The following is a 24886-nucleotide window of genomic DNA, read 5'->3' as shown; positions in this document are numbered from 1 at the left end:
CTCTTCCCTGATTGGCCCGGTATCGGCGGTCAAGCCGCGGCTTTTTGGTTGGCGGCGGTCGTCGCCAGCTTCGAGAGGGTCTTATCGGCATTGCCCTCTTCCTGCAGCGTCTGGTCGAGCAGCTTGACCACCTGCTGCTGGCCGAGCGTATTCGCCCAGGTCCGCAGCGTGCCGTAACGGGCGATCTCATAGTGTTCGACGGCCTGCGCCGCGGAAATCAGCCCGGCATCGAGAGCCGGTGTTCCCTTGAATTCATCGATGATCTCCTCGCCTTCCGCGATGATTCCTTGAATGGCTTCGCAGGTCTTGCCCTGTGCGCGCTTGCCGATCAGTTCGAAGACCTGTTGCAGGCGTTCGACATGTCCCTCGGTTTCCTGCAGGTGCTTTTCGAAGCCGGCCTTGAGATCGGGCGATTGAGCGGCGCGCGCCATTTTGGGCAGCGCCCGGACGATCTGCCTTTCGGCAAAGTAGATGTCCTTCAGCGTATCGTAGAAAAGATCTTCCAGCGTCTTGTCCTTCGGCATTGTTTCTCTCCATCTTCGGGATTGCCTATCTAAGCGATAGCCGCCTTTGGCGACCCCTACAGAAGCCGGTGCAGGATGAATTGTTCCCGTTGCTGACGGATTCGGGTGGTAGCCAGGGCGAAAATCGTCTGAGTTGGCCATGCCGATCGAGGAGGGAAGCGCACTATGAGAAAACCGGGATCGATGAAGGGGCTTGAGGATCTCGGCCGCATCAGGCTGTCGAAGAATTTCTTCTTTCGCGATTTCCTGCATTCGGAAATTGCGGATTTCTATCGCATTTCCAACATCCCGGAAGATCCCGATCTGGCGATCGAGGCCGGACGCCGGCTTTGCGAGGAATTGCTGGAACCGCTGGAGGCGACATTTGGCCGGCTACATATCCGTTCCGGCTATCGCTCACCCGAGGTCAATGCCTTCGGTAACAGGAATGGATTGAACTGCTCGACCAATCCCCATACCGCCGCGCACCACATCTGGGATATGCGCGATCTCGATGGCTGCATGGGCGCGGCCGTCTGCATCGTCGTGCCCTGGCTGATCGATCACCATAGTCACGAGGGCGATTGGCAGAGGCTCGCCTGGTGGATCCACGACCATCTGCCCTATGCATCGCTCTGCTTCTTCCCGAAGCTCTGGGCCTTCAACATCCAGTGGCACGAGCGGCCCAAGCGGACTATTCAAAGCTTTGTCAGCCCGCGCGGCATGCTGACCAAACCGGGCATGGCCAATTGGGAGGGCGATCATTCCGCCCATTACGAGGGCTTTCCTAAGCTCAGAAGCTGATGCGATAGCGAATATGCCCGTCGCTCTCGACATAGGTGTCGTAGAGCTTGCGGGCGGTCGCATTGCTTTCCTCGGTATGCCAGTAGAGACGTGCCCAGCCATTCGTCTTGCAGAGCGCGACGAGATCGTCCAAGAGCGCCCGGCCGACGCCGTGGCCTCTGGCACTTTCATCGACGAATAGATCTTCCAGATAGCAGTCGGGCGCGCGCACCCATGTGCCTTCATGCGTGAGGCTGAGGGTAAAGCCCTTCACTTCGCCATCGACCTCGGCCACGCGCATGAAGATCGCCGACGCCGGATCGAAGACCCGCCGCCATGTCGCATCGGTGATATCAGGCGCGACGGTGACGCCGTAGAAGGCCAGATAGCCGTCCCAAAGCGCGCGCCAACGGGCTTCGTCTTCGGGTCTGGCGTCGCGGATCGTCACGGTCATAGGCCTGCCTTTCTTATTCGCCGGCTGCGTCGAGCAGACGCATGGCGTCATCGGAAAGCGAAAGCTTTGCCGAATTGATGAGCGCGTCAAGCTGGCCGAGGCTGGTGGCGCTGGCGATCGGAGCGGTGACGCCGCGTTTGCGCAAGAGCCAGGCAAGCGCGATCTCGGCGGGCTTGGCGCCGGTTTCGGCTGAAACCTTGTCGAGGGCTGCGAGGATGCGCAGGCCCTTGTCGTCGAAATAGGCGGCAACCCGGTTCTCGCGTGCCCGTCCCTCCGTATCCGCCTTGGTGCGGTACTTGCCGGTCAGGAAGCCGGCCGCGAGGCTGAAATAGGTGATGACGCCGATCTCTTCCTTGACGCAGAGATCCGCAAGCGGACCTTCGAAGCTGTCGCGGGCGTAGAGGTTATATTCGGGCTGCAGCACGTCGTAGCGAGGCAAGCCGGCCTTTGCGGCAGCATCGAGCGAAGCCTGGAGCTGCGTCGCATCGAGGTTCGAGCAGCCGACATGGCGGATCTTGCCCTGTTCCTTCAGCTTGGCATAGGCGGCGAGCGATTCCTCATGCGGCGTCTCGGGGTCCGGCCAGTGCGAGAGATAAAGGTCGATGTGATCGGTCTGCAGCCGCTTCAGAGAAGCCTCGGCCGCCTCGATGATATAGCCGGCCTTGAGGCCTTTCTTGCCCGGCCCCATCTCCGATCCGACCTTGGTGATGATGATGGCCTTGTCGCGCGAAACGCGGCCCTGCTTCAGCCACTTGCCGATGATCTCCTCGGAATCGCCGCCCTTGTTGCCGGGGACCCAGCGGGAATAGACATCGGCCGTGTCGATCGTGTTGAAGCCGGCATCGAAGAAAGCATCGAGCAGTGCGTAGGAGGTTTTCTCATCGGCCGTCCAGCCAAAGACGTTGCCGCCGAAAACGATGGGGGCGACAAACAGATCGGTTCGTCCAAGCTTGCGCGTGTCCATGCTATTTCTCCAGGTCATTTGAAAGGTAAACCGGCGAGCGGACGCCGGAGGAAGGGACAAGGCAGGCTATCGGCCTTTCTCGGCGAAGACCACACACAATTTCTTTATTCCGTCGTCGAGCGCCGATAGTGGCTGGGCGGCAGCGCGTTGTATTTCGACCAGACGCGCCGCATATGCCGCGGCGAGGCGAAGCCGGATTTTTCCGCCACGCGCTCCATATCCAGCCGCGAATTGGCAAGTACGTCGCGGGCCAGCGTCACGCGCATCAGATTGACATAGGCCGTCACCGACAGGCCGGCATGCTCCTGAAACAGCCGCGAAATATGCCGTGCGCTCATTGCGCCGATGCCCGCAAGCTCGGCAAGCGACCAGCCGTGGGCCGGATCGGCCATGATCGCATCCTGAACGCGATGGATGGCGGGGTGGACGTGATTACGGCCGCTGAGCCAGGGCGAGAGCTGCGGCTCGCTGCCGGTCCTGCGCATATAGACGACCATGTGCCGGGCAATGGTCAGAGCTGTCATCGGTGAAGTCAGCTTGGAGGCGAGATGCAGCATCAGATCGGTGCCTGTGGTGATGCCGGCGCTAGAATAGCGATCGCGGTCTTCGACGTAGAGCCGGTTGTCGAGAACCCTGGCCGTCGGAGCGAATTCCCTGACTTCGTCGAGACAGGCGGCATGTGTGGTGCAGGCATAGCCGTCCATCAGCCCGGCGCGGGCGGCGAGCACGGCTCCGGAGCAGATGGTGACGAGGGTAATGCCCGGACGGATCGCGCTTTTCAGCCACGCCGCGAGCGTGGCTAGCTCCGGCTCTATATCCTCGGCATCGTCGGGCGGCGTGACGCTGCCGGACAGGATGACATAGGCGCCATCAGGAATGTGATCCGGCAACGGCCTGAGATCGGCAAGCGTCAGCCCGACCGAAGTCGTTTGTGACGGCTGGGCAGCGATGAACTGATAGTCGAACAGGACGTCGTCCTGTTCGATATTGGCGCGGCGCAAAACCTCCACCGGCCCGGCCACGTCCATCAGCAGCGTATAGGGCGGCAGAAGCACGTAGACAGGAATGATCCGCCGATGGAGGCGCTGGTCGCTTTGGGTCATGCGGCATTCAGGATCGTTGCATCGGCGAGCGCCTCTTCGACCGTTGCGATACGGGCGAAACGGCCCGATAGCACCAGTTCGCTGCGCTTCTTGATATCGTCGACGCTGAAGACCGTGCCCGAGGCATGCGTCATCGGGAAGGTCAGCGTCGCCTCGGTGACATAGTCGACCTCATAGCCGAGATCGGAGGCGTGCCGGGTCGTCGTCTCGCAGCATTGCTCGGTGCGGATACCCGAGACGATCACCTTGCGGATGCCGTTTGCCACCAGCCAGACATCGAGACCGGAGCCGACGAGTGCCGAGTGGCGGCGTTTGTGGAAGACGGCATCGGCCTCCAGCGAGATCTCATCGAGCTTGCGCACATAGCCGCTCTTCAGGCTGAAATGCGCGTCGCTGTCCTCGACATGGAAGATCTGGACGACGGGAATGCCTCTCACCTTGGCGCCATTGATCAGCGCCTGCAGGCGGTCGGTAAAGACCGGCAGGTCGTCCGTTCTCCAGTAGGGACGCTGGCGAAAGGATTCCTGGACATCGATGACGAGCAGTGCGGTATCCGCATGGGACATTTTCGTATCTCCTGTGCTTGAAGGATAGCCGAGATTAGGCGTCGCTTGAAAGCTTCGAAAGCCATCTGGCAGACAGAAAAGGGACAAATACGGACATGGTGAGATGGTCCTTATGTCCTCGGGTTCGCGCCTGCGGGCCGTCTCGGGCGTTGCGCCTTCGGCAGGGGCCGAATAAGATTGGCGTCGATTTCGTTCAGAGCGGAATGCCCCGTTTCGCTTTACCCCACCGTGTTCACAAAGGATCCCGCCGGAAAGCCCGTGTTGCGATCATCGCCATGCGGCCGTCTGCTTCGGGACAATGCTTCAGGAGAGAGATCATGCTGCGCTTCGGAATTCTGTCGACGGCCAAAATCGGCCGCGATCTGGTCGTGCCCGCCATTCAGGATGCGGAAAACTGCGTTGTGACGGCAATTGCCAGCCGCGATCTCGGTCGCGCCCGGCAGATGGCAGACCGCTTCTCCGTGCCGCATGCCTTCGGCTCCTATGAGGAGATGCTCGCCTCCGATACGATCGATGCCGTCTATATCCCGCTGCCGACCTCGCAGCATGTCGAATGGACGATCAAGGCTGCCGATGCCGGCAAGCATGTGCTGTGCGAAAAGCCGATCGCTCTCAAGGCGGATGAGATTGACAGCCTGATCGCCGCGCGCGATCGTAACAAGGTGCTGGTGACGGAAGCCTATATGGTCACCTATGCGCCGGTCTGGCGCAGGGTTCGCTCGCTGCTGGCGGACGGTGCCATCGGCCGCCTGCGCCACATCCAGGGCGCTTTCACCTATTTCAACCGCGACGCCGGCAACATGCGCAACATTCCTGCGCTTGGCGGTGGTGGTTTGCCCGATATCGGGGTCTACCCGACGATCAGCACCCGCTTCGTCACGGGGCGCGAACCCCTGCGTATTCAGGCGGTGACGGAGCGCGACTCGGAATTCGGCACCGACATCTATTCCAGCGTCAAGGCAGATTTCGGCGCCTTCGAGCTCACCTTCTACATCTCGACTCAGATGGCCAACCGTCAGGTCATGGTCTTCCACGGCACGGAAGGCTTCATCGAGGTGAAGTCGCCTTTCAATGCCGACCGTTACGGCGCGGAAGAGCTGGAACTAACCAATCGCGGCCATTCGGAATCGCAGATTTTCCGTTTCCCAGACAGCCGCCAGTACAGGCGCGAGGCTGAGGCCTTCGCCTCTGCTGCGCTTGGTCAAGGCGCAGAGGTCGTGTCGCTGGAAAGTTCGAAACTCAACCAGAAGGTCATCGACGCCATCTACCGCGCCAGCGAGAAGGATGGCTGGGAGCCGGTCTGAGGGCGTTCCTTGTTGTCTGACGCAATTCCCGGAAAACCGCTGCGCACTTTTCCGGGAATTGCTTCAGGAATTTTGTCGGTGGCGGAAGACGAAGCGTGAATAGCCGAAGAAGCTGAACGCCGTTGCCGCCGCCGATGCAAGCGTCAGCGCAATGATCGGCCGCAATGACGGCTCGGTCATCAGCAACGAGCTGAAAAGGGCGTAGTTCAGCAGGGCCGAGGTCAATCCGACCGAACCGTAGCGGAAGCCCTCCGCCGCAAGCGAGCGGTCGGACCGGCCGAAGGTGAAGTTGCGGTTGAGCACCCAGGTGGCAAGCAGCGCACTCGGGATCGAGATGGCGCGGCCGACGAAGGGTCCGAAAGGCGTAAACCACAGCAACAGATGCAGCACGCCCGCATCGACCACGAAGCCGACACTGCCAGCGATCAGGAAGCGAAAGAGCTTCTTCATGCAGCCTTGGCCCTTTTCTTCCGGCTTGCCGGCTTTTCGAGCTGTGCCACGTAAACGGTCCGGTCATCGCCGCTTTCACGCGAGGACGGTTTCGGCAGGCTCATATAGTGGATGCGCAGCTGTTCGGCGCGGGCGCGTGCCACGGAATCGAGGATGATACCGGCCGTAAACAGCATGAAGGCGATCATTGTCAGTGCCAGGGAGAGCATCCAACTCGGCATGCGCAATACCTGTCCGGTTTCGAAATACTCGATGAAGACCGGGATGGAAAAGCCGATGCTGAGCTCCATGGCAATGGCGCTCAGGATGCCAAAGAAGGCAAAAGGCCGGGTTTCCTTCATCAGCATCGCGAACATCCAGAGGATCTTGCCACCGTCGCGGAAAGTGGAAAGCTTCGAATGCGAACCTTCCGGCCGCCGTCCGTAATCGAGTTCCAGCTCGCTCACAGGCAGCTTCAGCCTGGAGGCATGCACCGACATCTCAGTCTCGATTTCAAAGCCGCCCGAAACGGCCGGAAAACTTTTGACGAAGCGGCGCGAGAAGGCGCGGTAGCCGGAAAAGATATCCGTGAAATCGGCACCGAATATGGTGCGATAGAGCCAGTTGAAAATGCGGTTGCCGAAGGCGTGTCCCTGCCTGCCTGCATCATTATGCACGTTGCGTCGCGTACCGACGACCATATCCGATCCCTCGGTCAGCAGCGTGCGGATCAGCTCTTCTCCGTCCTCTGGCGCATAGGTTCCGTCGCCGTCGGCCATCAGATAGATGTCGGCTTCGATATCGGCGAACATGCGGCGCACCACATGTCCCTTGCCCTGCCGACGCTCGCGCACGACGGTTGCGCCGGCGAGCATGGCATGCAGCGCGGTGCCGTCGGTTGAATTATTGTCGTAGACATAGATCGCGGCCTGCGGCAGTGCCTTGCGGAAGCCGCGCACGACCTCGCCGATCGTTGCGGCTTCGTTGTAGCAGGGCAGGAGGACAGCGATGTTCAGCTTCTCATTCGACATGGTCTTGGCCGGTTGCTGCGTGTGAAGTCAAGTCGAGGCCCGATTGACGATCCGGACGAGAGCTTATCCCGCTGGCTGTTAATAAGACCCTATGGCTGCGAAATAAAAAAGGCGGGGTACCGGCGTTGCGAAAAACATTCTCGTGATGAAAGCGGCTGAAGGCAGCAGCTTTACTTTTTTTTGATCGGCAACCGTTAGCGTATCGCCCCGACTATCCTTTCAACATGGGGTTCACCGAGATGGCGCAAACGCTGGCAATGCCGCCCGAGGCAGCCGGAACGGCAGAGAAGAAGGGACCCCTGCGCTGGTCTCATCCTGCTTTCGCTGCGCTCGTCTATGCCGCCATTGTCATCGTCGCGCAGCTCATCATTCATCGCAACCTCACGGACTATGTCGGGCCGGATAATGACGACGCCATGCGTCTTGTCGAAGTGCGCGATTTTCTCGCAGGCCAGGGCTGGTTCGACATGGTGCAGTACCGTCTCGGCCTTGCGGGCGGGACGCTGATGCATTGGTCGCGCTTCATCGATCTGCCGATTGCAAGCCTCATCCTCTTCTTCCGAATGTTCCTTTCACCAGAAAGCGCCGAGGCGGCGGCACTGACCGTCTGGCCGCTGATGCTCGTCCTGCCGCTGATGTTCTTCATGGGTCTTGCGGGCAGGCGCATCGCCGGTCTGCAGGGCATGCACTTCTCGCTGATCCTGACGGCACTCTTCGTCCTGCTCTCGCCGCGCTTCGTGCCGGGCTCCATCGATCACGATAATGTCCAGCTCGGCCTCGTCGCGCTTACTGTCGCAATGCTGGTCGACGAAAGTTACAGGCCTCGCAACTTTGCAATCGCTGCCATCGCCCTCGCCGCCCAGCTCGGTATCGGCGCAGAGACGACGCCCTTTGTCGCCATCGCCTGCATGTCTGTTGCCTGTTTGTGGGCTTGGAAAGGCGAGATATTCGCACCCGCTGCAAAAGCTTTTGCGCTGACGTTGACGGTTGCCGTCAGCGCCGCCTTCTTTTCGCTGGTGCCACCGCGCCTTTATTCGATGGTCACATGCGACAATCTCTCGCTCGGCTTTTATGGCATTACCAGCGCCGGCTGCGTCGGGCTTCTCCTGTCGTCCCTTTTTGCCAGCCATCTCTCCCGCCCCTGGCGCATTGCAATTCTCGCGGCCAACGGCGCATTCGTGTTGGCTACGACAGTAGCCCTCGCGCCGCAATGCCTGCGCAATCCGCTTTCCGATCTGGATCCCATGCTGGTGGATCTCTGGCTCAGCAGAGTGAGCGAGGCGCAATCGATTATCTCCGTAGCCCACCAACAGCCCGATACGCTCGGCGTTTTCTACGCAACGGGTCTTCTGGCGATGCTCGTCTGCGGCTTTCGTATCCTGCGGGGCAACCGCGCGAGCCTCCATGCAATGCTGATGGCACTGATCGCGATCAATTGGGTGATTACGCTGGTGCAGGTGCGCGGAGCCGAATTTGCCAATCTCCTGGCCATTCCGCCATTGGCGTTGTTGATTGCCGAATTGCGAAAAGACTACATGGCCGATCCCAGAAATCTGCGTTCGATCCTGCTCTATGCAGGGACGCTATTGGCCTCTGTCCCAGCCGTTTGGGCCGTGGGCGGCGCGCTTGCAAGCAAGGGGGTCGTCAATGGTTTTATGGTCGCAGCGCCGGTCAAGGCGGAAGAGACTGCCAATTGTGCCTCCAGGCAGGCTCTGGCACCGATTGCGGGTCTCGAGCCGGGCGTCGTCGCAGCGGCCTCCAATATGGGAGCGCCGCTTCTGCGCTTCACGCCGCACCGTACCCTTTCCGGTCCCTATCATCGCGATCCCGACGGGATGCTGGCCGAGCTGCATATCGGTCTTGCAGAGCCGCAACGGGCGGAAGCGCTTCTGCATGAGGCAAAGGTGACGATTGTCGCCTTCTGTAAGGGGGATCCCCAGGTGGAGTTAGTGAGTGAGCGGGCGCCGAAGGGGCTTTATGCGCAGCTGACTGCCGGGCATATCCCGGTCTATCTGGAGCCGATTGCGGCGCCGGCGGAATCGGATGTGCGGTTCTTCCGCGTCAAGCCGCAGGATTGATTTGGAGCGTTTCAGCTCCTCCTGGATTCTTTGAATCACTCCGCGTCACTTAAATTGGCGAAATCGCCAGACACTTCCTGACGTTGCTTTTAAGCGCGGCGATGCTCCACCATGTCGATGGTGACGAGGTAACCGATGAAGCCGAGATTGTAGCCGCCGAGCGCGATGAACAGCGTCGTCAGCGGCGGCGGAACGATCGATGTGGCGACGGCGGCCATGAAAGCGATGCTCACGAGTGCCACGCCGAGCAGCGCGCCGATCGTCGAGCGCTGCAGGCCGGCGGCAATTCCGATGATCGTGGCGGTCGCGAATATCATCGCTCCATATCCTCTTTACCAAGAATCATTTTGCACAGGTTTACGCGCAGATGGCTAAGAAAGCCTTTGTCAGCAGGGTTAACGCTTGATGAAGCAATAGGCTCCGCGCCCTTTGTGAGACATGCAAGGAGGCGGAAGCATCTCAAGTATGCGCACAATCCCGTCTTTCGATCGATTCAGACTTAAGCGGTATGAAGCAGGCTCCGAATTTACCGCGACATCGGGTAGAAGGGGGACATGAGCAGCTTTTTTGAGAATGATTCGCCTTCGAACCTGACGGAATACTCCGTCTCGGAACTATCCGGATCGATCAAACGCACGGTCGAGAATGCGTTCGACCAGGTGCGTGTGCGCGGGGAAATCTCCGGCTATCGTGGGCCGCATTCCTCGGGCCATGCCTACTTCTCGCTGAAGGATGATCGCGCGCGTATCGATGCGGTGATCTGGAAAGGCACATTTTCCAAGCTGAAATTCCGCCCTGAAGAGGGAATGGAGGTCATTGCAACGGGCAAGGTGACGACCTTCCCTGGATCGTCGAAATATCAGATCGTCATCGAAACCTTGGAGCCCGCCGGCGCCGGTGCCTTGATGGCGCTTTTGGAGGAACGCAAGCGCAAGCTTGCTGCCGAAGGCCTGTTCGATCCCGAGCGCAAGCGCCGGCTGCCTTTCATGCCCAAGGTGATCGGCGTGGTTACGTCGCCGACCGGCGCCGTCATCCGCGATATCCTGCATCGCATCTCTGATCGCTTCCCCGTACATGTACTGGTCTGGCCGGTGAAGGTACAGGGAGATGGCTCTGGCGATGAGGTGGCGAACGCCATTCGCGGCTTCAACGAATTTGCGCCCGGTGGCCCCATCCCGCGCCCCGATGTGCTGATTGTCGCGCGCGGCGGCGGCAGCCTCGAAGATCTCTGGAGTTTTAACGATGAGGCGGTCGTTCGTGCCGCCGCAGGTAGCGATATCCCGCTGATCTCGGCCGTCGGCCACGAGACAGACTGGACCTTGATCGACTACGCCGCCGACGTGCGCGCCCCGACGCCCACGGGTGCGGCGGAAATGGCCGTGCCGGTCAAAGCGGAACTTGAGGCGCAGCTTGCAAGCCTTGCTGCCCGGCTGCAGGGGGGAATGACGAGGCAGATGGACCAGCGGCGGCAGGCGGTTCGCGCGCTGCTGCGCGCTTTGCCTTCGCTCGACCAGATCCTGGCTTTGCCACGCCGCCGCTTCGATGAGGCCGCCGCCGGCCTTGGCCGCGGATTGGAGCTGAACACGCTGAACAAACGCCGTTCCTTCGAACGCACGGCCTCGCACCTCCGACCCGATATACTGTCGAACCGGATCGCCGAGCGCCGCCAGCAATTGGGCGAACGGATGACCCGCGCGGAGCGGACCATTGAGCGCATGCTCGACCGGTCCCGCGCTCGCATCGAACGCGCCGATGCCGTCTTCGCTACGTTGCCATCGCGCCTTGAGGCACAGACGGGGAGGGCTCGCGATCGCCTCGGCAATCTCGTCCGTCATGCCGATACGGCTATCCGCCATCAGCTGACCCGAGCGCGCAGCGAACTCACGGCGCAGGAGCGTATTCTGCAGTCGCTTTCCTACAAGAATGTCTTGAAGCGCGGATACGCTGTCGTGCGCGATGAGGACGACCGCCCGGTTTCGCTGGCGGCAGCCCTTTCGACGGGTGCCGCGATTTCGATCGAGTTTGCGGACGGCCGCATCGGGGCAGTCACCGGCGATGATGTCCCCCCACCGTCTTCATCCACGCCGCCATCAGGCACTGCGCCTTCGAAGAAACGCGCTACCAAACCGGCCGAGCCTGCCGCGCCACCGAAGCAGGGAAGCCTCTTCTGATGCGCATCCTGCTGGTGCTGGCCCATCCGCTGGAGGATAGTTTTGCTGCCGCGGTGGCAAAGCTTGCGCAAGAGACGCTCGTTGCTCGCGGCCATCAGGTCGATCTGCTCGATCTTTACCGTGAAGGCTTCGACCCACGTCTTTCAGAGGCCGAGCGGCGCGGCTATTTCGACCAGCCTTACGATGCCTCAGGTGTCAGCGATATCGTCGCGCGACTGCGAGCGGCGGAGGGACTGATCCTCGTCTTTCCGCAATGGTGGTTCAATTTCCCGGCGATCCTCAAGGGTTTCTTCGATCGCGCCTTTGCGCCCGGCGTTGCCTTCACCCATGATCCCGCCGGCGGACGTATCGTGCCTGAACTGACCAATATCCGCCTGTTCTGGGCGCTGACGACGACAGGCTCGCCGTGGTGGATCGTGCATCTCTACATGGGCAATCCGGTGCGGCGCCTGCTAAAGCGCGGCATCGCCGCCTTCTGTGCCAAGCGGCTCAATTTCCGCATGCTGGCGCTGCATGACATGGACCGCGTGACCGAAACCGGGCGCAAGGCGCATCTCGAACGCGTCAGGAAAGCGCTGGCGACGATCTGATCTCACGATTTCCGAAAAATATGCCGCGATGGAGATACCGCGGCATGATCGCATTCGAACGTCTGAGCTTTGGTTATGCCCATTCGCCCTTGCGCATGATGGGTACGCGCGAGCCATCGGCATTGATGCCGTCGATATCGACCTTGTCGGAACCGATCATCCAGTCGATGTGGATCAGGCTGGAATTGCCGCCCTGAGCCTTGATCTGTTCCTGGCTGAGCTTGGCGCCGTCGATGAAGCACTTGGAATAGCACTGGCCGAGCGCGATGTGGCAGGAGGCGTTTTCGTCGAAGAGCGTGTTGTAGAACAGGATGCCGCTCGCCGAAATCGGCGAGGAATGCGGCACCAGCGCGACTTCGCCGAGCCGGCGCGCGCCTTCGTCGGTGTCGAGCACCTTGTTCAGCACTTCCTCACCACGCGTCGCCTTGGCCTCGATGATGCGGCCGCCCTCGAAACGCACCTGGATATTGTCGATCAGCGTGCCCTGATGCGACAGCGGCTTCGTCGACGAGACATGGCCTTCGACACGCAACGCATGCGGCGTGGTGAAGACCTCTTCGGTCGGGATGTTCGGATTGCAGGTGATGCCGTTCTTGGCGGTAGACGCGCCGCCATGCCATTCATGGCCATCCGCCAGACCGACGGTCAGGTCGGTGCCGGGTCCCTGGAAATGCAGGGCGGAAAAACGCTGGCCGTTCATCCAGGCCGAGCGCTTGTGCAGATTGGCATTGTGCTCCGTCCAAGCCGCGATCGGATCTTCGACATCGACGCGCGAGGCAGAGAAGATCGCCTTGGCAAGTTTTGCGACCGCGATCGCCTCCGGATCATTCGGGAAGACCAGCTTCGCCCAGGAGGGATTCGGGTAGGAGACGATGTTCCAGTTGGTATCGAAATTCGAGATCTTTTCCAGCGCCGGCTTATAGGCGGCCGAATTGGCGCGGTTGGCACGCGCCACCTTGTTCGGGTCCTGATTGGACAGGAGCATCGGGTTGTCACCGGCAATGGCGAGGCGTGCTGTGTTGTTGGAGAAGGCCTTGGCCATGCCTTCGTAAAGCCATGTGGCGGCGCGGTCAAAGCTCGCATCCTGGCCGTATTCGTAGCGGGCGAGCGTCGTCTCTTCGTCGGAATAGAAGGTGGAGACGAGGCCTGCGCCGGCCTTGTAGGCTTCGCGCGTGATCAGCCGAACCAGCGGCATCGCCGCGACTGGCGCCGTTATCAGCAGATCCTGGCCTGCCTGCAGCTGCAACCCGACCCTTACGGCTACTTCCGCAAGCTTCTCCAGCTTGGCGTGATCGACGGGATGATGGTTGGGAATGGCTGATGTCATGGCAAAACCTGCGTGCTTGCTATCGAAAGATGGTCCAAAGACTTAGACCGGTTTGCGGCGAAATTGAAGGCGCTATGTCCGATCTTGAAGATCGTCAGGCAATCAGGGGTGCAGCCTTGGCTTTAAGAGCGCTCAAGGCATCCTGCGGACTGAGGCGCACCTGAAGCCCGCGCTGGCCGCCGTTGATATAGACGTAAGCCTCGCTCATAGCCTGCGCCTCTATGGCCGTCGGCACAAGCTTCTTCTGGCCGAAGGGGCTGATGCCGCCGACATGATAGCCCGTCAGACGCTCGGCATCCGCGGGCTTCATCATGGCAGCCGATTTGCCGCCGAAGGCTGCGGCGAGCTTCTTCATGCTGACTTCGTGATCCGAGGGCACGACGACGCACACCGGCTTCCCGTCCACTTCGGCCATCAAGGTCTTCAATACCCGATGCAGCTCTTCGCCCAGCGCCTCCGCCGCCTGCAGGCCGACACGCTCCGCATTCGGATCGTAGTCATAGGCATGCACGGTGAAGGCGACTTTCGCCTGGGTCAGCACTTGCGTGGCGCGGGTGGTTTTTGACATTGCTCGCCTCTAGGTCGCCTTGCCGAATGCAGCCGCATAAATATCCGGCTTGAAGCCGATGAGCAATTTGCCGTCCGCTTCCAGCACCGGACGCTTGATCATCGAGGGCTGTGCCAACATCAGCTGAATGGCCTTGTCCTTCGAAAGATCGGTGCGGTCCGTTTCCGGCAAGGCCTTGAAGGTGGTGCCGGCCCGGTTGAGCACGACTTCCCATCCCGCTTCCTTCGTCCAGCGCTCCAGGTGATTCCGATCAATGCCGACGGCCTTGTAGTCGTGGAAGTCATAGGCAATGCCGTGGCGCTCGAGCCAGGTCCGGGCCTTCTTCATCGTGTCGCAGTTCTTGATGCCGTAAATGGTGATCGTCATGGCGAATCCGTCTCTTGCTGTCGGATAGCGCATAGCATGCGGATAAAGGCGGATGAAGGCCGCTCGGATGGGGAAGCGGTTCTCTCATCCGTTGCAGTTGCCAGCGATAATCGCATAAATATGCAGCATGCATATTTATAGTGCGGGTTGGAAGCATGGCGACGGACAAGGAAATATTGCGGCTGGAAAACCTCTTTGGCGCTATGAGCCTTGCTCTGGTGGACAAGATGGAGAAGGCTTTCGCCGATGAAACCGGCCTTGGCCCGAGCGCCATTGCCGCACTCGTTCAAATCGGCACCGAGCCGGGCCTGACGATCGAGACCCTGAGGCGGATGATCGCGCTCTCCCATTCCGCCACTGTGCGCCTGGTCGATCAGCTGGTGGCGTCCGGCCTCGTGCTGCGGGACGGCGGCGTCGAGGGAGACAAGCGAGCCCGCGCGCTGCAGCTGACAGAAAAAGGCCACTTGCTCTTTGATAGAAGTCTCTCCGCCCGCCGGGCCGTCATCCATCGGGCTTTTGGCGTTCTCAGCCCGGAGGAGACGGCCGAGTTCGGCCGCTTGGTCGAAAAGCTGCTGCCCGCCTTGGTCGATCTCGGCGATGACCAGGATGTGGTCTGCCGCGTGTGCGATCAAGGCGTTTGCGACCAGGATCGCTGCCCGATTGCCTTCATGACGTAGGCCCGGAACAGCGTCTTGACATTTTCATTATATATATGCACACTGCATACATATATTTCGAAGGGCGATGATTGTCGCCTTCGCTGACCTGAACATTGCCTGCATCAACTCGATCGGAGGCATGATCGCGATGGAAAATCGTTCAATTCTTGCCCGGCTGAGGGGTAAAGCGCGTGCCGCGCTTGCCGGAACGCAGCATCATGTCAATCGTTTCGGTGTGCTTCTCCGCGAGGCGGCGGCGATCGCTTTCATCATGCGCTGCAAGGTGATCGATCGCCGCTAAAGGAAATCAATCCTCAAGTGTTCCCGGTTTGCGGGCGACGGAGCTTGGTCTGTCCGAACCGATCTTCATCAGATCGCCGCGCCGGCGCACCAGCCGGTCCGAAACACGGGTGACGATCAGACCTGCCTGCGGCGCGCGGATATCGATGGCGCCGGCCGGCATACCCGGGGCGGTGATGATCGTCGCCAGCAGATCACCTTCTTCAACGCGCTCGCCGATATTGCGATGGAAAAGCACCGTGCCGGCCTGTGGTGCGCGGATCATCTCGACATTGTCGAGCGGCACGGCCGGTCCGCTAAAGGAGGTGCCGGGCGCGACGCCGTCGTCCTGTACCGCGCCGCGCGCGGCCAGGAAGCGCCAGAGTCCTTCGGCATCGTTCTTTGCCATTTCGGGATAGACATCGCGGGTGCCGCGCAATTCTACCGTAACTGAAAGCTTGCCCGGCAGCCTTGCCTTCTTCTCCCCCGGCACTTCGTATTTCCAGGCGAAGCTGACGGCCTCCTCGAAGGCCGAGCTTTCGCCATCCGACAGCAGCACCGCATCCATCTTGAGCGCCGCGGCAAGATCGGCGGCTTCAGGCCAGAATGCCTCGTCGATATAGGCATATTGCAGGGATTCGTCATCGCAATGCAGGTCGATCACCAGATCGGCACCGAGCGCCATATGGATCAGCTGACGTTTCAGCCGATCGACGGCCGGGTAGCGTTCCAGATTTTCGATCAGGAGATCGCGGTCGCGCAGCGAGATCAGCGGAAAGTCGCGGTTGAAGTTGGTGCGCGAACCCAGGTCGAAGCGCCCTTGCATCTCGCCGAAATGCGATTGCGCCGCGCCGATCGGATTGGCATGCGGCACCACGATGATATCGCTTAGAATGGCGCCTTCGGCTTCCGCTTGCCGAAGCCGCTCGCAGAGGAAATGCACCAAGGCCGTGCCCGGCAGCTCGCCGGCATGCAATGCGGCCTGAATATAGATCTTCGGCGCGTCTGCCTTGCTGCCGGCAAAATGCAGGACCGGCAGCCGCCAGGCGATCCCCGGAGTATCGCCTTCGATGACGATTTCGGTGACGTTCATGGGCGGGCCTCCTGCTGATGATGATCAGAGACCCATATCAAGCCTTAAAGGCAGCCTGCAACCGTTTGTCACCACATGCCGAAATCAGGACCGGGGACAAACAGCGCCAAAAAAGCTTTCAGCGGCTGCCATTCCTGCGCAGGCAGAAGCTCAGGATCAGGCTGAGCAATACCGCGCCGACACCGAAGGAGAAGGGTGCAGCATAGCCGAGATGATCCGCGAACAGGCCGGCGATCGGGCCGGTGCTCCCAAGCGACACGTCGAGGAAGATCGAATAGAGCCCGAGCGCGACGCCACGGTTCTGCGGCGGGATACGTTCCATGGCCTCATTGCCGAGCGCGGGGAAGACGGGCGCAAAGCCGGCGCCGGCGAGAGCCGCGCCGATGATGGCGACTATCGGCGATGGCGCAAAGGCAAGCGCCGCCAGGCCGATGATCTCGATGACAAGCGAGATGCGCACCAGCGGCAGACCGCCGAAGCGGGCGACAGCTTGCGCAAGACCCAGGCGCACGCCCATGAAGGCAAGGCCAAAGGCGCTGAGTGCAAAGGAGGCGCCGTCCCAGCTGCGGCTATGGAAGAACAGCGCGACGAAGGCCATGACGACGCCGAAGCCGCTCGAGGCAAGCGCAAGCGCGACGCCGTACGGTGCAACGCGGCTCAGCACCTGGCCGGTGCCGATGCCCTTTTCCTTTACGCCCGGAACCGGCGGCCGCGTTTGCGCGAGCATAAAGCCGGCAACCGCAAGGATGATGGTGACGACGCCGATGGCGAAGAAGCCGTATTGCCCTTGCAGCCAGGCGCCGATCGGGGCGGCGAGCGCAATGCCGCCGTAAGTGGCGATGCCGTTCCAGGAGATGATGCGCACGGTTTCACGCGATCCCATCAGGCCGATCGCCCAGGTGATCGCCGCCGTGCTCACCCAGCTCTCGCCAATGCCGAGCGCCAGCCGTCCCGCAAGCAGAAGGGCAAGGCTTGCTGCCGGGACTTGGATCGTAAAGGTGGAAGCGATGGTGAGTGCACCCGACAGACCGTAGGCAAGGAAGCCCAGAAAGACCGAGCGGCGGGGTCCATATTGATCGCAGAGCCGCCCGACATGGGCGCGGCTGACGATGGTTGCGACATATTGCGTGCTGACGGCGATGCCGGCCCAGACGACGCCGAAGCCGAGGCTGCTGTCGACATAGGTCGGCAACACTGCAAGCGGCAATCCGATGGCAAGGTAGCCGAAGAATGTCAGCGCGACGATCGATATGAGGGACAGGGTCGAAGTGGACCGGATGGTCTGGGAAGCAGTGTTCACGGGATATCGCCTGTGGGCACCGGCAGCGGTGTCCATGCTGTTTGCCACGAAGGATCGGGTTCGTATCGGATAGCCATGACGGCGGTGGCCTGAGAGCCGTGCGTCGCCATATGCAACCGGTATCAGGCAGGAGCAGGCATGGTCAACGAATTGCTGCCTTGCAGCAAAAACCATTGACGGGATGAATGGATTGTGCGTCGAAGCTAAAACACCCCATCGCCCCGCCGCCTCATCGCAATGAGCGGAGCCTGCCAGGAGGCTCCGCTCACCGGGCGTCACATCGTCAGAACGACGCTGGCCGTCGTTCGGCCCGCTTCGAGGTCGGCATGAGCTTGGGCGGCATCCTTCAGCTTGTATTCGGCGCCGATCGGGTTGACGAGCCCGTCCTGCAGCGCCGCCATCAGCGCCGTTGTGCCCTGGCGGTAGAGATCCGGATCGCTGGCATAGGTCAATACGCTCGGGCGCGACAGGCCGATGGCGCGAGGCGCGGTCAGCTCCTCTATCTGGATCGGCGGAATGGGGCCGGCCGGCTGGCCGAGGCTTGCGACCATGCCGAAGGGGCGGACGACCGCAAGCGTTTGCGAGAGCATGGTGCCGCCGATCCCGTCGACGGCAAGATGTACGCCGCGGCGATCGGCTATGCGACGTGTTTCCTGCCCCCAATCCTCGGATGTATGGAGGAGAACCACGTCGGCTCCGGCCTCATGGGCAAAGCCGGTCTTGGCTTCGGAACCGACCGTGGCGATGACGTTTGCTCCGATCCGCTTGGCAAGGCGGATGACGAGTTGGCCGAGGCCGCCGGCGCCGGCATGCACCAGCACCCATTCGCCTGCTTTCACGGGATAGACCTTCTGCAGCACCATTTGCGCCGTCAGCCCGCGCAGCATCGTGCTGCCGGCAGCCCGCTCGCTGACGCCGTCTGGCAATTTCACCAGCCGAGCGGCGGAAAGAGTGCGCACCTCCGCATAGCTGCCGAGGGGATGGCCGATATAGGCGACGCGGTCGCCGACCTTGAGCCCTTCGACTTCCGGACCGATCGCCTCGATGATGCCGGCGCCTTCGAAGCCGAGCACGCTCTGGCCGGGTGGGAGCGGATAAAGCCCGGAACGGACATAGATGTCGACGAAATTGACGCCGGAAATGCTCTGGCGGATCCGCGCCTGGCCGGGGCCGGGTTCAGTGACTGGTAGATCGACGGCTTTCATGGCTTCGGGTCCGCCGGGACCGGTAATGGCAATCGCTAGGGGCATAGGCAAGTCTCCTTTCGGGAGATCTTTGACCATAAGCGTCGACCTGAATAAATTCGGTATGAACTCACAATATCTGTGCAATAATGCACCGATGATTGATTGGCAGGACCTTCTTCACTTCGCCGCTCTGGCGAGAACCGGCTCGCTTTCGGCTGCCGCGCGGGAGCTGGGCGTCGATCACGCAACCGTCGGAAGGCGCATTGCGGCCCTGGAAAGGTCGCTCGATCTGCGCCTCATCGACCGTCGGCCGCGCACCTCGCCCTTGACCGCCGACGGCCGTGCCATCGCGGAACTGGCGGCGGGGATGGAGGAAAATGTCGAGGCCATCAGGCGCTATTCGAAGAGCGCCGTCGCCGGCCTTTCCGCCGCGGTCAAGGTCAGTGCGCCGCCATCGATCGCTGCCCACCTTCTCGCTCCGAAGGCGACGCTTTTTCGTGAAGAGCACCCGGATATCACGCTGACCATTGCCGGTGTCACCCGTCGCGCCGCGCTGAATTACGGCGAGGCAGATATCGCCGTTCGCATGACCAGGCCGGAGGAAAGTGACCTCCTGGTGCGCCGCATCGGCGTCATGCGCTTCGGCCTCTACGCCATACCGAGCGTGGCGCAGGTGCCGGAGAAGGATTGGGTGTTCATCGGTTACGATGCGGCGATGGAGCATCTGACGCAGCAGATCTGGCTGCGCAGCCTATTGGAAGGCCGCCCGATCGTGTTCCGCGCCACCGATGTCTTCGGCCAGCTGGAGGCTGCCCGAACCGGCCTCGGCGTCGTGGCGCTTCCCGCCTTTCTCGGCGATGGCGAGCCGGCATTGGTACGCCTGCCGGTAGCGGTGCCGTCGCCTGCGCGCGACCTCTGGCTCGTGACATATCCGGATCTGCGCCGCTCTCCGGCGATCCGCGCCGTCATGGATTTCGTAGCCGATACCATCGGGCGAAGCTGTCCGTTGCGTAACGGCAGCGATGCCGCAGCGTGACACACTGGTTTTGCGTGTCATTTTCCTGTTGCAGACCGGACGCGAATCTCTATCCATAAATGGATGCGCCATCCCTATGGTCGGTGATCGATGACGAAGCTGAGCAGCTGGTTCGTGGTGGACAGGGCGGATCTGGTCGCGGGCATATCGGTTGCCGGACTGATGCTGCCGGAAGCGGTCGCTTACGCAGGCATTGCCGGCCTGCCGCCGCATCGTGCAATCCTCGCCGGCATCGCCGGATGTCTCGTCTATGCCATATTCGGCCGCAGCCGCTTTGCCATCGTCTCTCCCACATCCTCGTCCGCAGCCATTCTCGCAGCCACCTTGGCGGTGGTGCCGGGTGATACCACGATCAAGGCGGGGCTTGCCACGGTCGCCGTCGCGCTCGCCGGCATTCTCTTCGTCATCGCCGGTGCCTTGCGCCTGGGCGGCATCACTGGTTTCATCTCGCGGCCAGTCCTGCGGGGCTTCGCGCTCGGGCTGGCGATCACCATCATCCTGCATCAGCTGCCGATTCTGGTGGGCGTGCCCGTGCAGGGCTCGAATATCCTGACCTACGCGGCGGCACTCTTCGGCGCTATTCTGCAGTGGAATCCGATCAGCGTCATAGTCGGCATCGTCGCGTTGGCGGCATTGCTGCTCTTGAAGCGATTGCCGGGTATTCCCGGCGCTTTCCTCGTGCTTGTCGCAGGCATCTTCGCCTCCTATCTGTTCGGCGTGGAAGGCCATGGCGTCAAGCTGGTCGGCCCGATCGAGATCCTGCCGCAATGGCCGTCGCTGCCGGAAGCCAACTGGACCGCCTATTCGCGGCTGGTACAGTTCACCGTGCCTCTCGTCCTCATCCTCTTTGCTGAGTCTTGGGGCACGATGCGTGCGCTCGCCCTGCGTTATGGCGAGACGCTGGAGGTCAATCGCGAGCTTGGTGCGCTGGGTGCTGCCAATATCGCCAGCGCCGTCGTTCAGGGCATGCCAGTCGGCGCCGGTTTTTCCGCTGGTTTTGCCAGTGAGGCGGCTGGCGCGAAGACGCGGGCGACGACCGTTTTCGCTGCAATCGGCCTGGCGATCCTGATTGCCTGTGCGGAACCATTGGTGGCGCTTCTGCCAGAACCGGTGCTCGCCGCCGTCGTGATCGCGGCCCTTACGCATGCGCTCGATCCCAGCCCCATTCTGCGCCTGCGCCGCCTGCATCGCGATTTCTACGTGGCAGTGGGTGCCGCTGTCGGCGTGCTCGCCTTCGGCGTTCTCAATGGCATGCTGCTGGCGATCGCGCTCTCGCTTGCCGCCATGATGCATCGTCTGGCCTCGCCGCATGTCGCCCGTTTGGGGCGGCTCAACAACGGCCATGACTTCGTCGATGTCAGTAGGCATGACGATGCGTCCGAGATACCGGGCATTGCCATCTGGCGCCCCGGCGAAACCCTGTTTTTCGGCAATGCCGATACGATCTTCGGCGAGATATTGTCTGGCAGCCGCAACGAAGCAGGGTTGCAGGCAGCTATTCTCAGCCTGGAAGAAAGCTCCGATATCGACAGTACGGCAATGGACGCCTTGATGGAATTCGACAGCGCGATGCAGCGAGCCGGCCTCCGCGTCCAGTTCGCCCGTGTGCATGACCGCGTTCGCGATCTCATGACGGTCGCGGGCATGGTCGACGTCGACAAGCGCTGCAGCTTCAGCGTCGATGATGCCGTGGCCGCGGTGATGGCGGCAGTTGAACCTGTTCCGAAACCGTAAGCGCCAGATTCAGAGCAATGGCCAGTGCCAGACATGGCCATGCTCGCCGTCGCCCTGAAAGCTGTTGACCAGCGTGAACGTTTTGACTGTCCAAGCAATCGGCTCTTCCAAAATCACTTCGGGAAGAATGTGGTTGCAATAAAACAGCGTCATGTGGGGTTGGAACGAAGTGGATATGCCGCTTTCAAAGCCCATACTTTGCATTGCAGTATCCAATTCCCGACGGAGTGTCGTTAGCCCCTCGTTTCCCTCCCTACACCAGAGTACATATTGACGGTTGTTGCCGTTGCCGAATGTGCCTGCCCGATCGAATGTCAGGGGAAACGATTTTAAGCAGATGGTTGACCCGGCCTCTAACGCAGCGAAGGTGGCTTCCTCCTGGGAGCGAGAGACAATGTCGATGGGATAGATGGTGGCATGGTAGAGATCATGCTTTCTGGCTGTGCGCATCAATCCATTTCGCCGACTTTGGTCGACGGTCATTTCTGCAGCCAATTTAGCGATTTCCGGGTCCGGCAACGCCGCAAAGTAGAGAGCTTGCCGACGTTTTGGCGGGCTTTTGTCCTTGCGATTAATTGGCGGTTTGCCGAGATCAAATGATAATTGATCGATGTGCTGGATGGCTTCATTCAAAACCGGCTTGGCTTTGCCTCCTTTTTCCCTGATCTCTAAAGCATATGACTCAACGACAAGGATTTCAAGAACAAAACGAGAACAAATGGCAGATTCATAAATCAGAATACCGACATCCTCGTTTCAAAAATGCGATCGAATAAAAGTCCTGTCTGATCTGTTCATTCCAAGCGAGGCTTGCTCTCCATTCTCTCCAACAAGGAATGACCGTCTATGTTTACCAGGGCCATCTTTTCAGCCGTATTTCTCGTCCTCATCGGGCTCAGCATTTCCGCTTGCTCTACGTCGGGAGATCACAATTCCGGCGGCGGCATGACGCTGAACGCGCCTCCGACTGGCGGCGGATATTGATCCCGTTCTGTCAATCGCCCTGAATCCGCTCGGCGGCCGTCAAAACGGTGGCAATTCCCGATCTTTGCAAGAATCGGGTTGAATTCGAGGCTCCCGAGGACGATTTTGATGACAAGTGGAAACACGGGAGCTTTCGTCATGAACGAGACAAGGCAAAATTATCTGATTTTCGAAACCGCCGGCGGCTTCTGCGGCATCGCCTGGAATGATGTCGGCGTGCTGCGCTTTCAATTGCCGACCAAGGATGCGGGCGCGACCGAACGCCTGCTTCTGCGGCGTTTGCCGAACGCGCAGCCCGGCGCGCCGAGCACGGAGATTGCGGGAGTGGTCGCCAAGGTGAAACGCTATTTTGCCGGTGAGGAGATCGACTTTTCCGACGTCACGCTCGATCTCGGCGAGCAGGACGCCTTCTTCAGACAGATCTACGATGCCGCCCGTCAGGTCGCTTGGGGCCATACGACGACCTACGGCACATTGGCCAAGCAGCTTGGAGCAGGGCCGGAAGCCGCGCGCGATGTCGGGCAGGCCATGGCGAAGAACCCGGTGGCGCTGATCATTCCCTGCCATCGCGTTCTGGCGGCTGGCGGCAAGATCGGCGGCTTTTCCGCGCCGGGCGGCTCCAACTCCAAGGCTCGCATGCTGGAGCTGGAAGGCGTTCAGCTGGCGCCGCCGAAGCCGGTGCAGCAGTCGCTGGCGTTTTGAGCCAGTCGATCCGGGTGTGCGGCTAAAGCTGCCCGCCCCCTATTCCTTCGGCTGACGGGCGCGGGAGAACAACAGTGTCTGCTTGTCATTGAGGCGCATTGGCTTCGGATCGCCATAGCCGGCTTTTTCGGCAACACGGATCGAGGCCGCATTGTCGGGCGAGATCAGGCAGACGCTGCGATCAAATCGCGGCTGCTGGTCGAGCCAGGCGACGGCGGCCGCCAGGGCTTCCGTCGCAAAGCCTTTGCCATGCGCCCACGCGGCCAGTGCCCAGCCGGCCTCCGGAATACCCCTGATTGGCGGTTCCATCACCCTGTGAAAGTCGGCAAAGCCGAGATCGCCGACGTAGCGGCCGGAGGATTTTTCGCGGATTGCCCAATAGCCATGCCCGAGCAGCGGCCACAGACCATGATAGGACAGCATCCGCATCCACGACTCCCTGGAAGTGGAGACCACATTGCCGAAAATATGCCTCACGACCAGAGGATCGCTCCACATGCCCGCAAGCGGCTCGAAATCATCGACCGTATGTCCCGTCAGGATAAGCCGTTCGGTCTCAAGTCGCGGCGGAGAAAGCGTTACTTCCATAAAGGCAGACCTTTGAGTTAGCTTTGGGCATTCTGCTGCAGGCGCTCCGCAAGCGCATCCAGATCGGGCAGAAACCAGACCTCGCGACCCCTATTGGATTCATACACGAAATCGCGCAGGGCATTACTGCTCGCGATCCATCCGGAGACGTCGCCGAGAATGACGAGCTGCGAACGATAGTTGACGAATTTCTGGATGATTGCGCCGGCAATGCGGGTTGAGAGCCGGAAAAACTCCTGGCTCAGCCGTGATGTCGGAACGACCACCAGCTGTGCTTCAGCGTCCCATGCAGCGCTGACCCAGTCATTCACATCCCTTTCGCTGGCGAGGAGGGGACCGTCGTCATCGCCGATAACGACTTTTCGGCCGGAGAATTCTTTGACGGTGTACATGCTGGTTCGACTTTGCATTCCATCGAGGGAAAGGTTGTTTGTTGTTGCTCTAAGTTGATAGTGGTTTCAAGGCGTCAGTCACCATCCTTATGCTTCATTGATATCCGCAATTCTTTTTCGGAGATCGGAGCCAAATCCTAGCCTAACGCGTTATCGCCGCTGCGTCATATCACTTGATCTGGTGATCTCATCCGCAATAGGACGATGAAGGCGAGAACGTGACTGACAAGGAGCAGCGGCACGTAAAGCGTCGGTATATAAATGCCTGCGCCGAAGAGACCGGGATTTCCGATTTTCGTTACGCCCATGTAATAGGCATTCAGAAGATCCAGAGTTCCCCAAATGTTGAATATCCAGACAGCCGGAATGGCGATCGGCGACCGCCAGGAAAGGGCGGCCATGGAAGCGAGCGCGAGTATAGCCGAGATGAGATCGCCCCATCCGACCTTGTTGGCAAAATCCGAGCTCAACTGCGGAGATACGAATCCGGATACCAGAAAATTCATCCCCAAGAACCGGAACGCATGGAAAGCAGCAAGAAGTCTTAGAGCCTCATAACGCCGCATTGTGCGAAGCGCTGGCCAGACATAGACATAGGCTATCACCGAACTTGTCAGGAAGGCGCCGGCGACACTTAGAACGAATGGGAGATTGAGTTCCGGTGGCATCTCGGTTTCCTTCGTGTTTATCTTTCT

At 60.7% G+C, this 24886-nt stretch carries 28 protein-coding genes; 10 read left to right on the top strand and 18 right to left on the bottom strand.

The window, feature by feature from the left end:
• Window positions 1-29 precede the first annotated feature (29 nt).
• On the bottom strand, window positions 30-524 hold the full coding sequence (locus tag GDN47_RS17035; protein WP_113329877.1) for a YciE/YciF ferroxidase family protein: 495 nt from the start codon (window positions 522-524) through the stop codon (window positions 30-32).
• A 165-nt stretch (window positions 525-689) separates the two neighbouring features.
• On the opposite strand from GDN47_RS17035, the gene GDN47_RS17030 reads away from it, so the two are divergent.
• Window positions 690-1307: a hypothetical protein gene (locus GDN47_RS17030; RefSeq protein ID WP_113329878.1), complete on the top strand. Its 618-nt coding sequence runs from the start codon at window positions 690-692 to the stop codon at window positions 1305-1307.
• Here the strand turns inward: GDN47_RS17030 and GDN47_RS17025 are convergent.
• From GDN47_RS17025 to GDN47_RS17010, 4 genes are all read right to left on the bottom strand, one after another.
• Window positions 1297-1740, bottom strand: a complete 444-nt coding sequence (locus GDN47_RS17025; RefSeq protein WP_113329879.1) for a GNAT family N-acetyltransferase — start codon at window positions 1738-1740, stop codon at window positions 1297-1299. The two genes, GDN47_RS17030 and GDN47_RS17025, sit on opposite strands and share 11 nt — an antisense overlap.
• A gap of 13 nt (window positions 1741-1753) precedes the next feature.
• Window positions 1754-2704 carry an aldo/keto reductase gene (locus tag GDN47_RS17020; protein WP_113329880.1) on the bottom strand — a complete coding sequence of 317 codons (951 nt, stop codon included), beginning with the start codon at window positions 2702-2704 and terminating at the stop codon, window positions 1754-1756.
• A gap of 104 nt (window positions 2705-2808) precedes the next feature.
• Window positions 2809-3807 carry a GlxA family transcriptional regulator gene (locus tag GDN47_RS17015; RefSeq protein ID WP_113329881.1) on the bottom strand — a complete coding sequence of 333 codons (999 nt, stop codon included), beginning with the start codon at window positions 3805-3807 and terminating at the stop codon, window positions 2809-2811.
• The gene (locus tag GDN47_RS17010; RefSeq protein ID WP_152093842.1) at window positions 3804-4373 is read right to left on the bottom strand and encodes an isochorismatase family protein; all 570 of its coding nucleotides are present in this window, start codon (window positions 4371-4373) and stop codon (window positions 3804-3806) included. Before GDN47_RS17010 ends, GDN47_RS17015 begins: the two co-directional genes overlap by 4 nt.
• A gap of 317 nt (window positions 4374-4690) precedes the next feature.
• Between GDN47_RS17010 and GDN47_RS17005 the strand changes: the two genes are divergently transcribed.
• Window positions 4691-5677 carry a Gfo/Idh/MocA family protein gene (locus tag GDN47_RS17005; RefSeq protein ID WP_152093841.1) on the top strand — a complete coding sequence of 329 codons (987 nt, stop codon included), beginning with the start codon at window positions 4691-4693 and terminating at the stop codon, window positions 5675-5677.
• Between the two features lie 63 nt (window positions 5678-5740).
• Here GDN47_RS17005 and GDN47_RS17000 read toward each other — a convergent pair whose 3' ends face one another.
• Both GDN47_RS17000 and GDN47_RS16995 read right to left on the bottom strand, forming a co-directional pair.
• On the bottom strand, window positions 5741-6127 hold the full coding sequence (locus tag GDN47_RS17000) for a GtrA family protein (protein WP_113390833.1): 387 nt from the start codon (window positions 6125-6127) through the stop codon (window positions 5741-5743).
• On the bottom strand, window positions 6124-7137 hold the full coding sequence (locus GDN47_RS16995; protein WP_113390834.1) for a glycosyltransferase: 1014 nt from the start codon (window positions 7135-7137) through the stop codon (window positions 6124-6126). Before GDN47_RS16995 ends, GDN47_RS17000 begins: the two co-directional genes overlap by 4 nt.
• Before the next feature lie 239 nt (window positions 7138-7376).
• Between GDN47_RS16995 and GDN47_RS16990 the strand changes: the two genes are divergently transcribed.
• Window positions 7377-9215: a hypothetical protein gene (locus GDN47_RS16990; RefSeq protein ID WP_113390844.1), complete on the top strand. Its 1839-nt coding sequence runs from the start codon at window positions 7377-7379 to the stop codon at window positions 9213-9215.
• An 89-nt stretch (window positions 9216-9304) separates the two neighbouring features.
• Here GDN47_RS16990 and GDN47_RS16985 read toward each other — a convergent pair whose 3' ends face one another.
• On the bottom strand, window positions 9305-9532 hold the full coding sequence (locus GDN47_RS16985) for a homogentisate export protein (protein ID WP_069611044.1): 228 nt from the start codon (window positions 9530-9532) through the stop codon (window positions 9305-9307).
• Window positions 9533-9769: 237 nt separating this feature from the next.
• On the opposite strand from GDN47_RS16985, the gene xseA reads away from it, so the two are divergent.
• A complete protein-coding gene (gene xseA, locus GDN47_RS16980) occupies window positions 9770-11386 on the top strand; it encodes an exodeoxyribonuclease VII large subunit (protein WP_152093840.1) in 1617 nt (538 codons plus the stop codon).
• Window positions 11386-11976, top strand: coding sequence for an NAD(P)H-dependent oxidoreductase (locus GDN47_RS16975; protein WP_113329888.1), 591 nt, complete (start codon window positions 11386-11388; stop codon window positions 11974-11976). Before xseA ends, GDN47_RS16975 begins: the two co-directional genes overlap by 1 nt.
• A 73-nt stretch (window positions 11977-12049) precedes the next feature.
• Here the strand turns inward: GDN47_RS16975 and GDN47_RS16970 are convergent, their stop codons facing one another.
• The 3 genes from GDN47_RS16970 to GDN47_RS16960 all read right to left on the bottom strand — a co-directional run bounded on the left by GDN47_RS16970 (window position 12050) and on the right by GDN47_RS16960 (window position 14237).
• The gene (locus tag GDN47_RS16970) at window positions 12050-13303 is read right to left on the bottom strand and encodes an aminopeptidase (protein WP_113329889.1); all 1254 of its coding nucleotides are present in this window, start codon (window positions 13301-13303) and stop codon (window positions 12050-12052) included.
• 94 nt (window positions 13304-13397) lie between these two features.
• Complete coding sequence (gene ybaK, locus GDN47_RS16965) at window positions 13398-13871, bottom strand: Cys-tRNA(Pro) deacylase (RefSeq protein WP_152093839.1); 474 nt, start codon at window positions 13869-13871, stop codon at window positions 13398-13400.
• 9 nt (window positions 13872-13880) lie between these two features.
• Window positions 13881-14237, bottom strand: coding sequence for an ArsC family reductase (locus GDN47_RS16960; RefSeq protein ID WP_113330039.1), 357 nt, complete (start codon window positions 14235-14237; stop codon window positions 13881-13883).
• A gap of 155 nt (window positions 14238-14392) precedes the next feature.
• On the opposite strand from GDN47_RS16960, the gene GDN47_RS16955 reads away from it, so the two are divergent.
• Both GDN47_RS16955 and GDN47_RS32035 read left to right on the top strand, forming a co-directional pair.
• Window positions 14393-14914 (top strand): MarR family winged helix-turn-helix transcriptional regulator, encoded by a 522-nt coding sequence (locus GDN47_RS16955; RefSeq protein WP_113329891.1) that lies wholly within the window; start codon window positions 14393-14395, stop codon window positions 14912-14914.
• Between the two features lie 130 nt (window positions 14915-15044).
• Window positions 15045-15197, top strand: a complete 153-nt coding sequence (locus GDN47_RS32035; RefSeq protein ID WP_162746315.1) for a hypothetical protein — start codon at window positions 15045-15047, stop codon at window positions 15195-15197.
• A 6-nt stretch (window positions 15198-15203) separates the two neighbouring features.
• Here GDN47_RS32035 and GDN47_RS16950 read toward each other — a convergent pair whose 3' ends face one another.
• The 3 genes from GDN47_RS16950 to GDN47_RS16940 all read right to left on the bottom strand — a co-directional run bounded on the left by GDN47_RS16950 (window position 15204) and on the right by GDN47_RS16940 (window position 18818).
• Window positions 15204-16268: a M14 family zinc carboxypeptidase gene (locus tag GDN47_RS16950; protein WP_113329893.1), complete on the bottom strand. Its 1065-nt coding sequence runs from the start codon at window positions 16266-16268 to the stop codon at window positions 15204-15206.
• 118 nt (window positions 16269-16386) lie between these two features.
• Window positions 16387-17568 carry an MFS transporter gene (locus tag GDN47_RS16945; protein WP_152093838.1) on the bottom strand — a complete coding sequence of 394 codons (1182 nt, stop codon included), beginning with the start codon at window positions 17566-17568 and terminating at the stop codon, window positions 16387-16389.
• A 275-nt stretch (window positions 17569-17843) separates the two neighbouring features.
• Window positions 17844-18818, bottom strand: coding sequence for a quinone oxidoreductase family protein (locus tag GDN47_RS16940; protein ID WP_152093837.1), 975 nt, complete (start codon window positions 18816-18818; stop codon window positions 17844-17846).
• 91 nt (window positions 18819-18909) lie between these two features.
• Between GDN47_RS16940 and GDN47_RS16935 the strand changes: the two genes are divergently transcribed.
• Together GDN47_RS16935 and GDN47_RS16930 are read left to right on the top strand one after the other, a co-directional pair.
• Window positions 18910-19791: a LysR family transcriptional regulator gene (locus GDN47_RS16935; RefSeq protein WP_152093836.1), complete on the top strand. Its 882-nt coding sequence runs from the start codon at window positions 18910-18912 to the stop codon at window positions 19789-19791.
• A 90-nt stretch (window positions 19792-19881) separates the two neighbouring features.
• Window positions 19882-21525 (top strand): SulP family inorganic anion transporter, encoded by a 1644-nt coding sequence (locus GDN47_RS16930; RefSeq protein ID WP_152093835.1) that lies wholly within the window; start codon window positions 19882-19884, stop codon window positions 21523-21525.
• 9 nt (window positions 21526-21534) lie between these two features.
• Here GDN47_RS16930 and GDN47_RS16925 read toward each other — a convergent pair whose 3' ends face one another.
• Complete coding sequence (locus GDN47_RS16925) at window positions 21535-22158, bottom strand: 2'-5' RNA ligase family protein (protein WP_152093834.1); 624 nt, start codon at window positions 22156-22158, stop codon at window positions 21535-21537.
• 489 nt (window positions 22159-22647) lie between these two features.
• On the opposite strand from GDN47_RS16925, the gene GDN47_RS16920 reads away from it, so the two are divergent.
• On the top strand, window positions 22648-23211 hold the full coding sequence (locus GDN47_RS16920) for a methylated-DNA--[protein]-cysteine S-methyltransferase (protein WP_113351391.1): 564 nt from the start codon (window positions 22648-22650) through the stop codon (window positions 23209-23211).
• A gap of 39 nt (window positions 23212-23250) precedes the next feature.
• Here GDN47_RS16920 and GDN47_RS16915 read toward each other — a convergent pair whose 3' ends face one another.
• The 3 genes from GDN47_RS16915 to GDN47_RS16905 form a co-directional block, all read right to left on the bottom strand.
• A complete protein-coding gene (locus GDN47_RS16915; protein ID WP_113351390.1) occupies window positions 23251-23799 on the bottom strand; it encodes a GNAT family N-acetyltransferase in 549 nt (182 codons plus the stop codon).
• 17 nt (window positions 23800-23816) lie between these two features.
• Window positions 23817-24191, bottom strand: a complete 375-nt coding sequence (locus tag GDN47_RS16910) for a DUF4180 domain-containing protein (protein ID WP_113351389.1) — start codon at window positions 24189-24191, stop codon at window positions 23817-23819.
• 164 nt (window positions 24192-24355) lie between these two features.
• Window positions 24356-24859 carry a DUF8737 domain-containing protein gene (locus tag GDN47_RS16905; RefSeq protein ID WP_152093833.1) on the bottom strand — a complete coding sequence of 168 codons (504 nt, stop codon included), beginning with the start codon at window positions 24857-24859 and terminating at the stop codon, window positions 24356-24358.
• Window positions 24860-24886: the final 27 nt, after the last annotated feature.

This window comes from Martinezella dioscoreae, assembly GCF_009176305.1.
Taxonomy (GTDB): Bacteria; Pseudomonadota; Alphaproteobacteria; order Rhizobiales; family Rhizobiaceae; genus Rhizobium; species Rhizobium dioscoreae.
The sequence above is the reverse complement of the archived record's forward strand: the minus strand, read 5'-3'. Positions and strand labels throughout refer to the sequence as shown.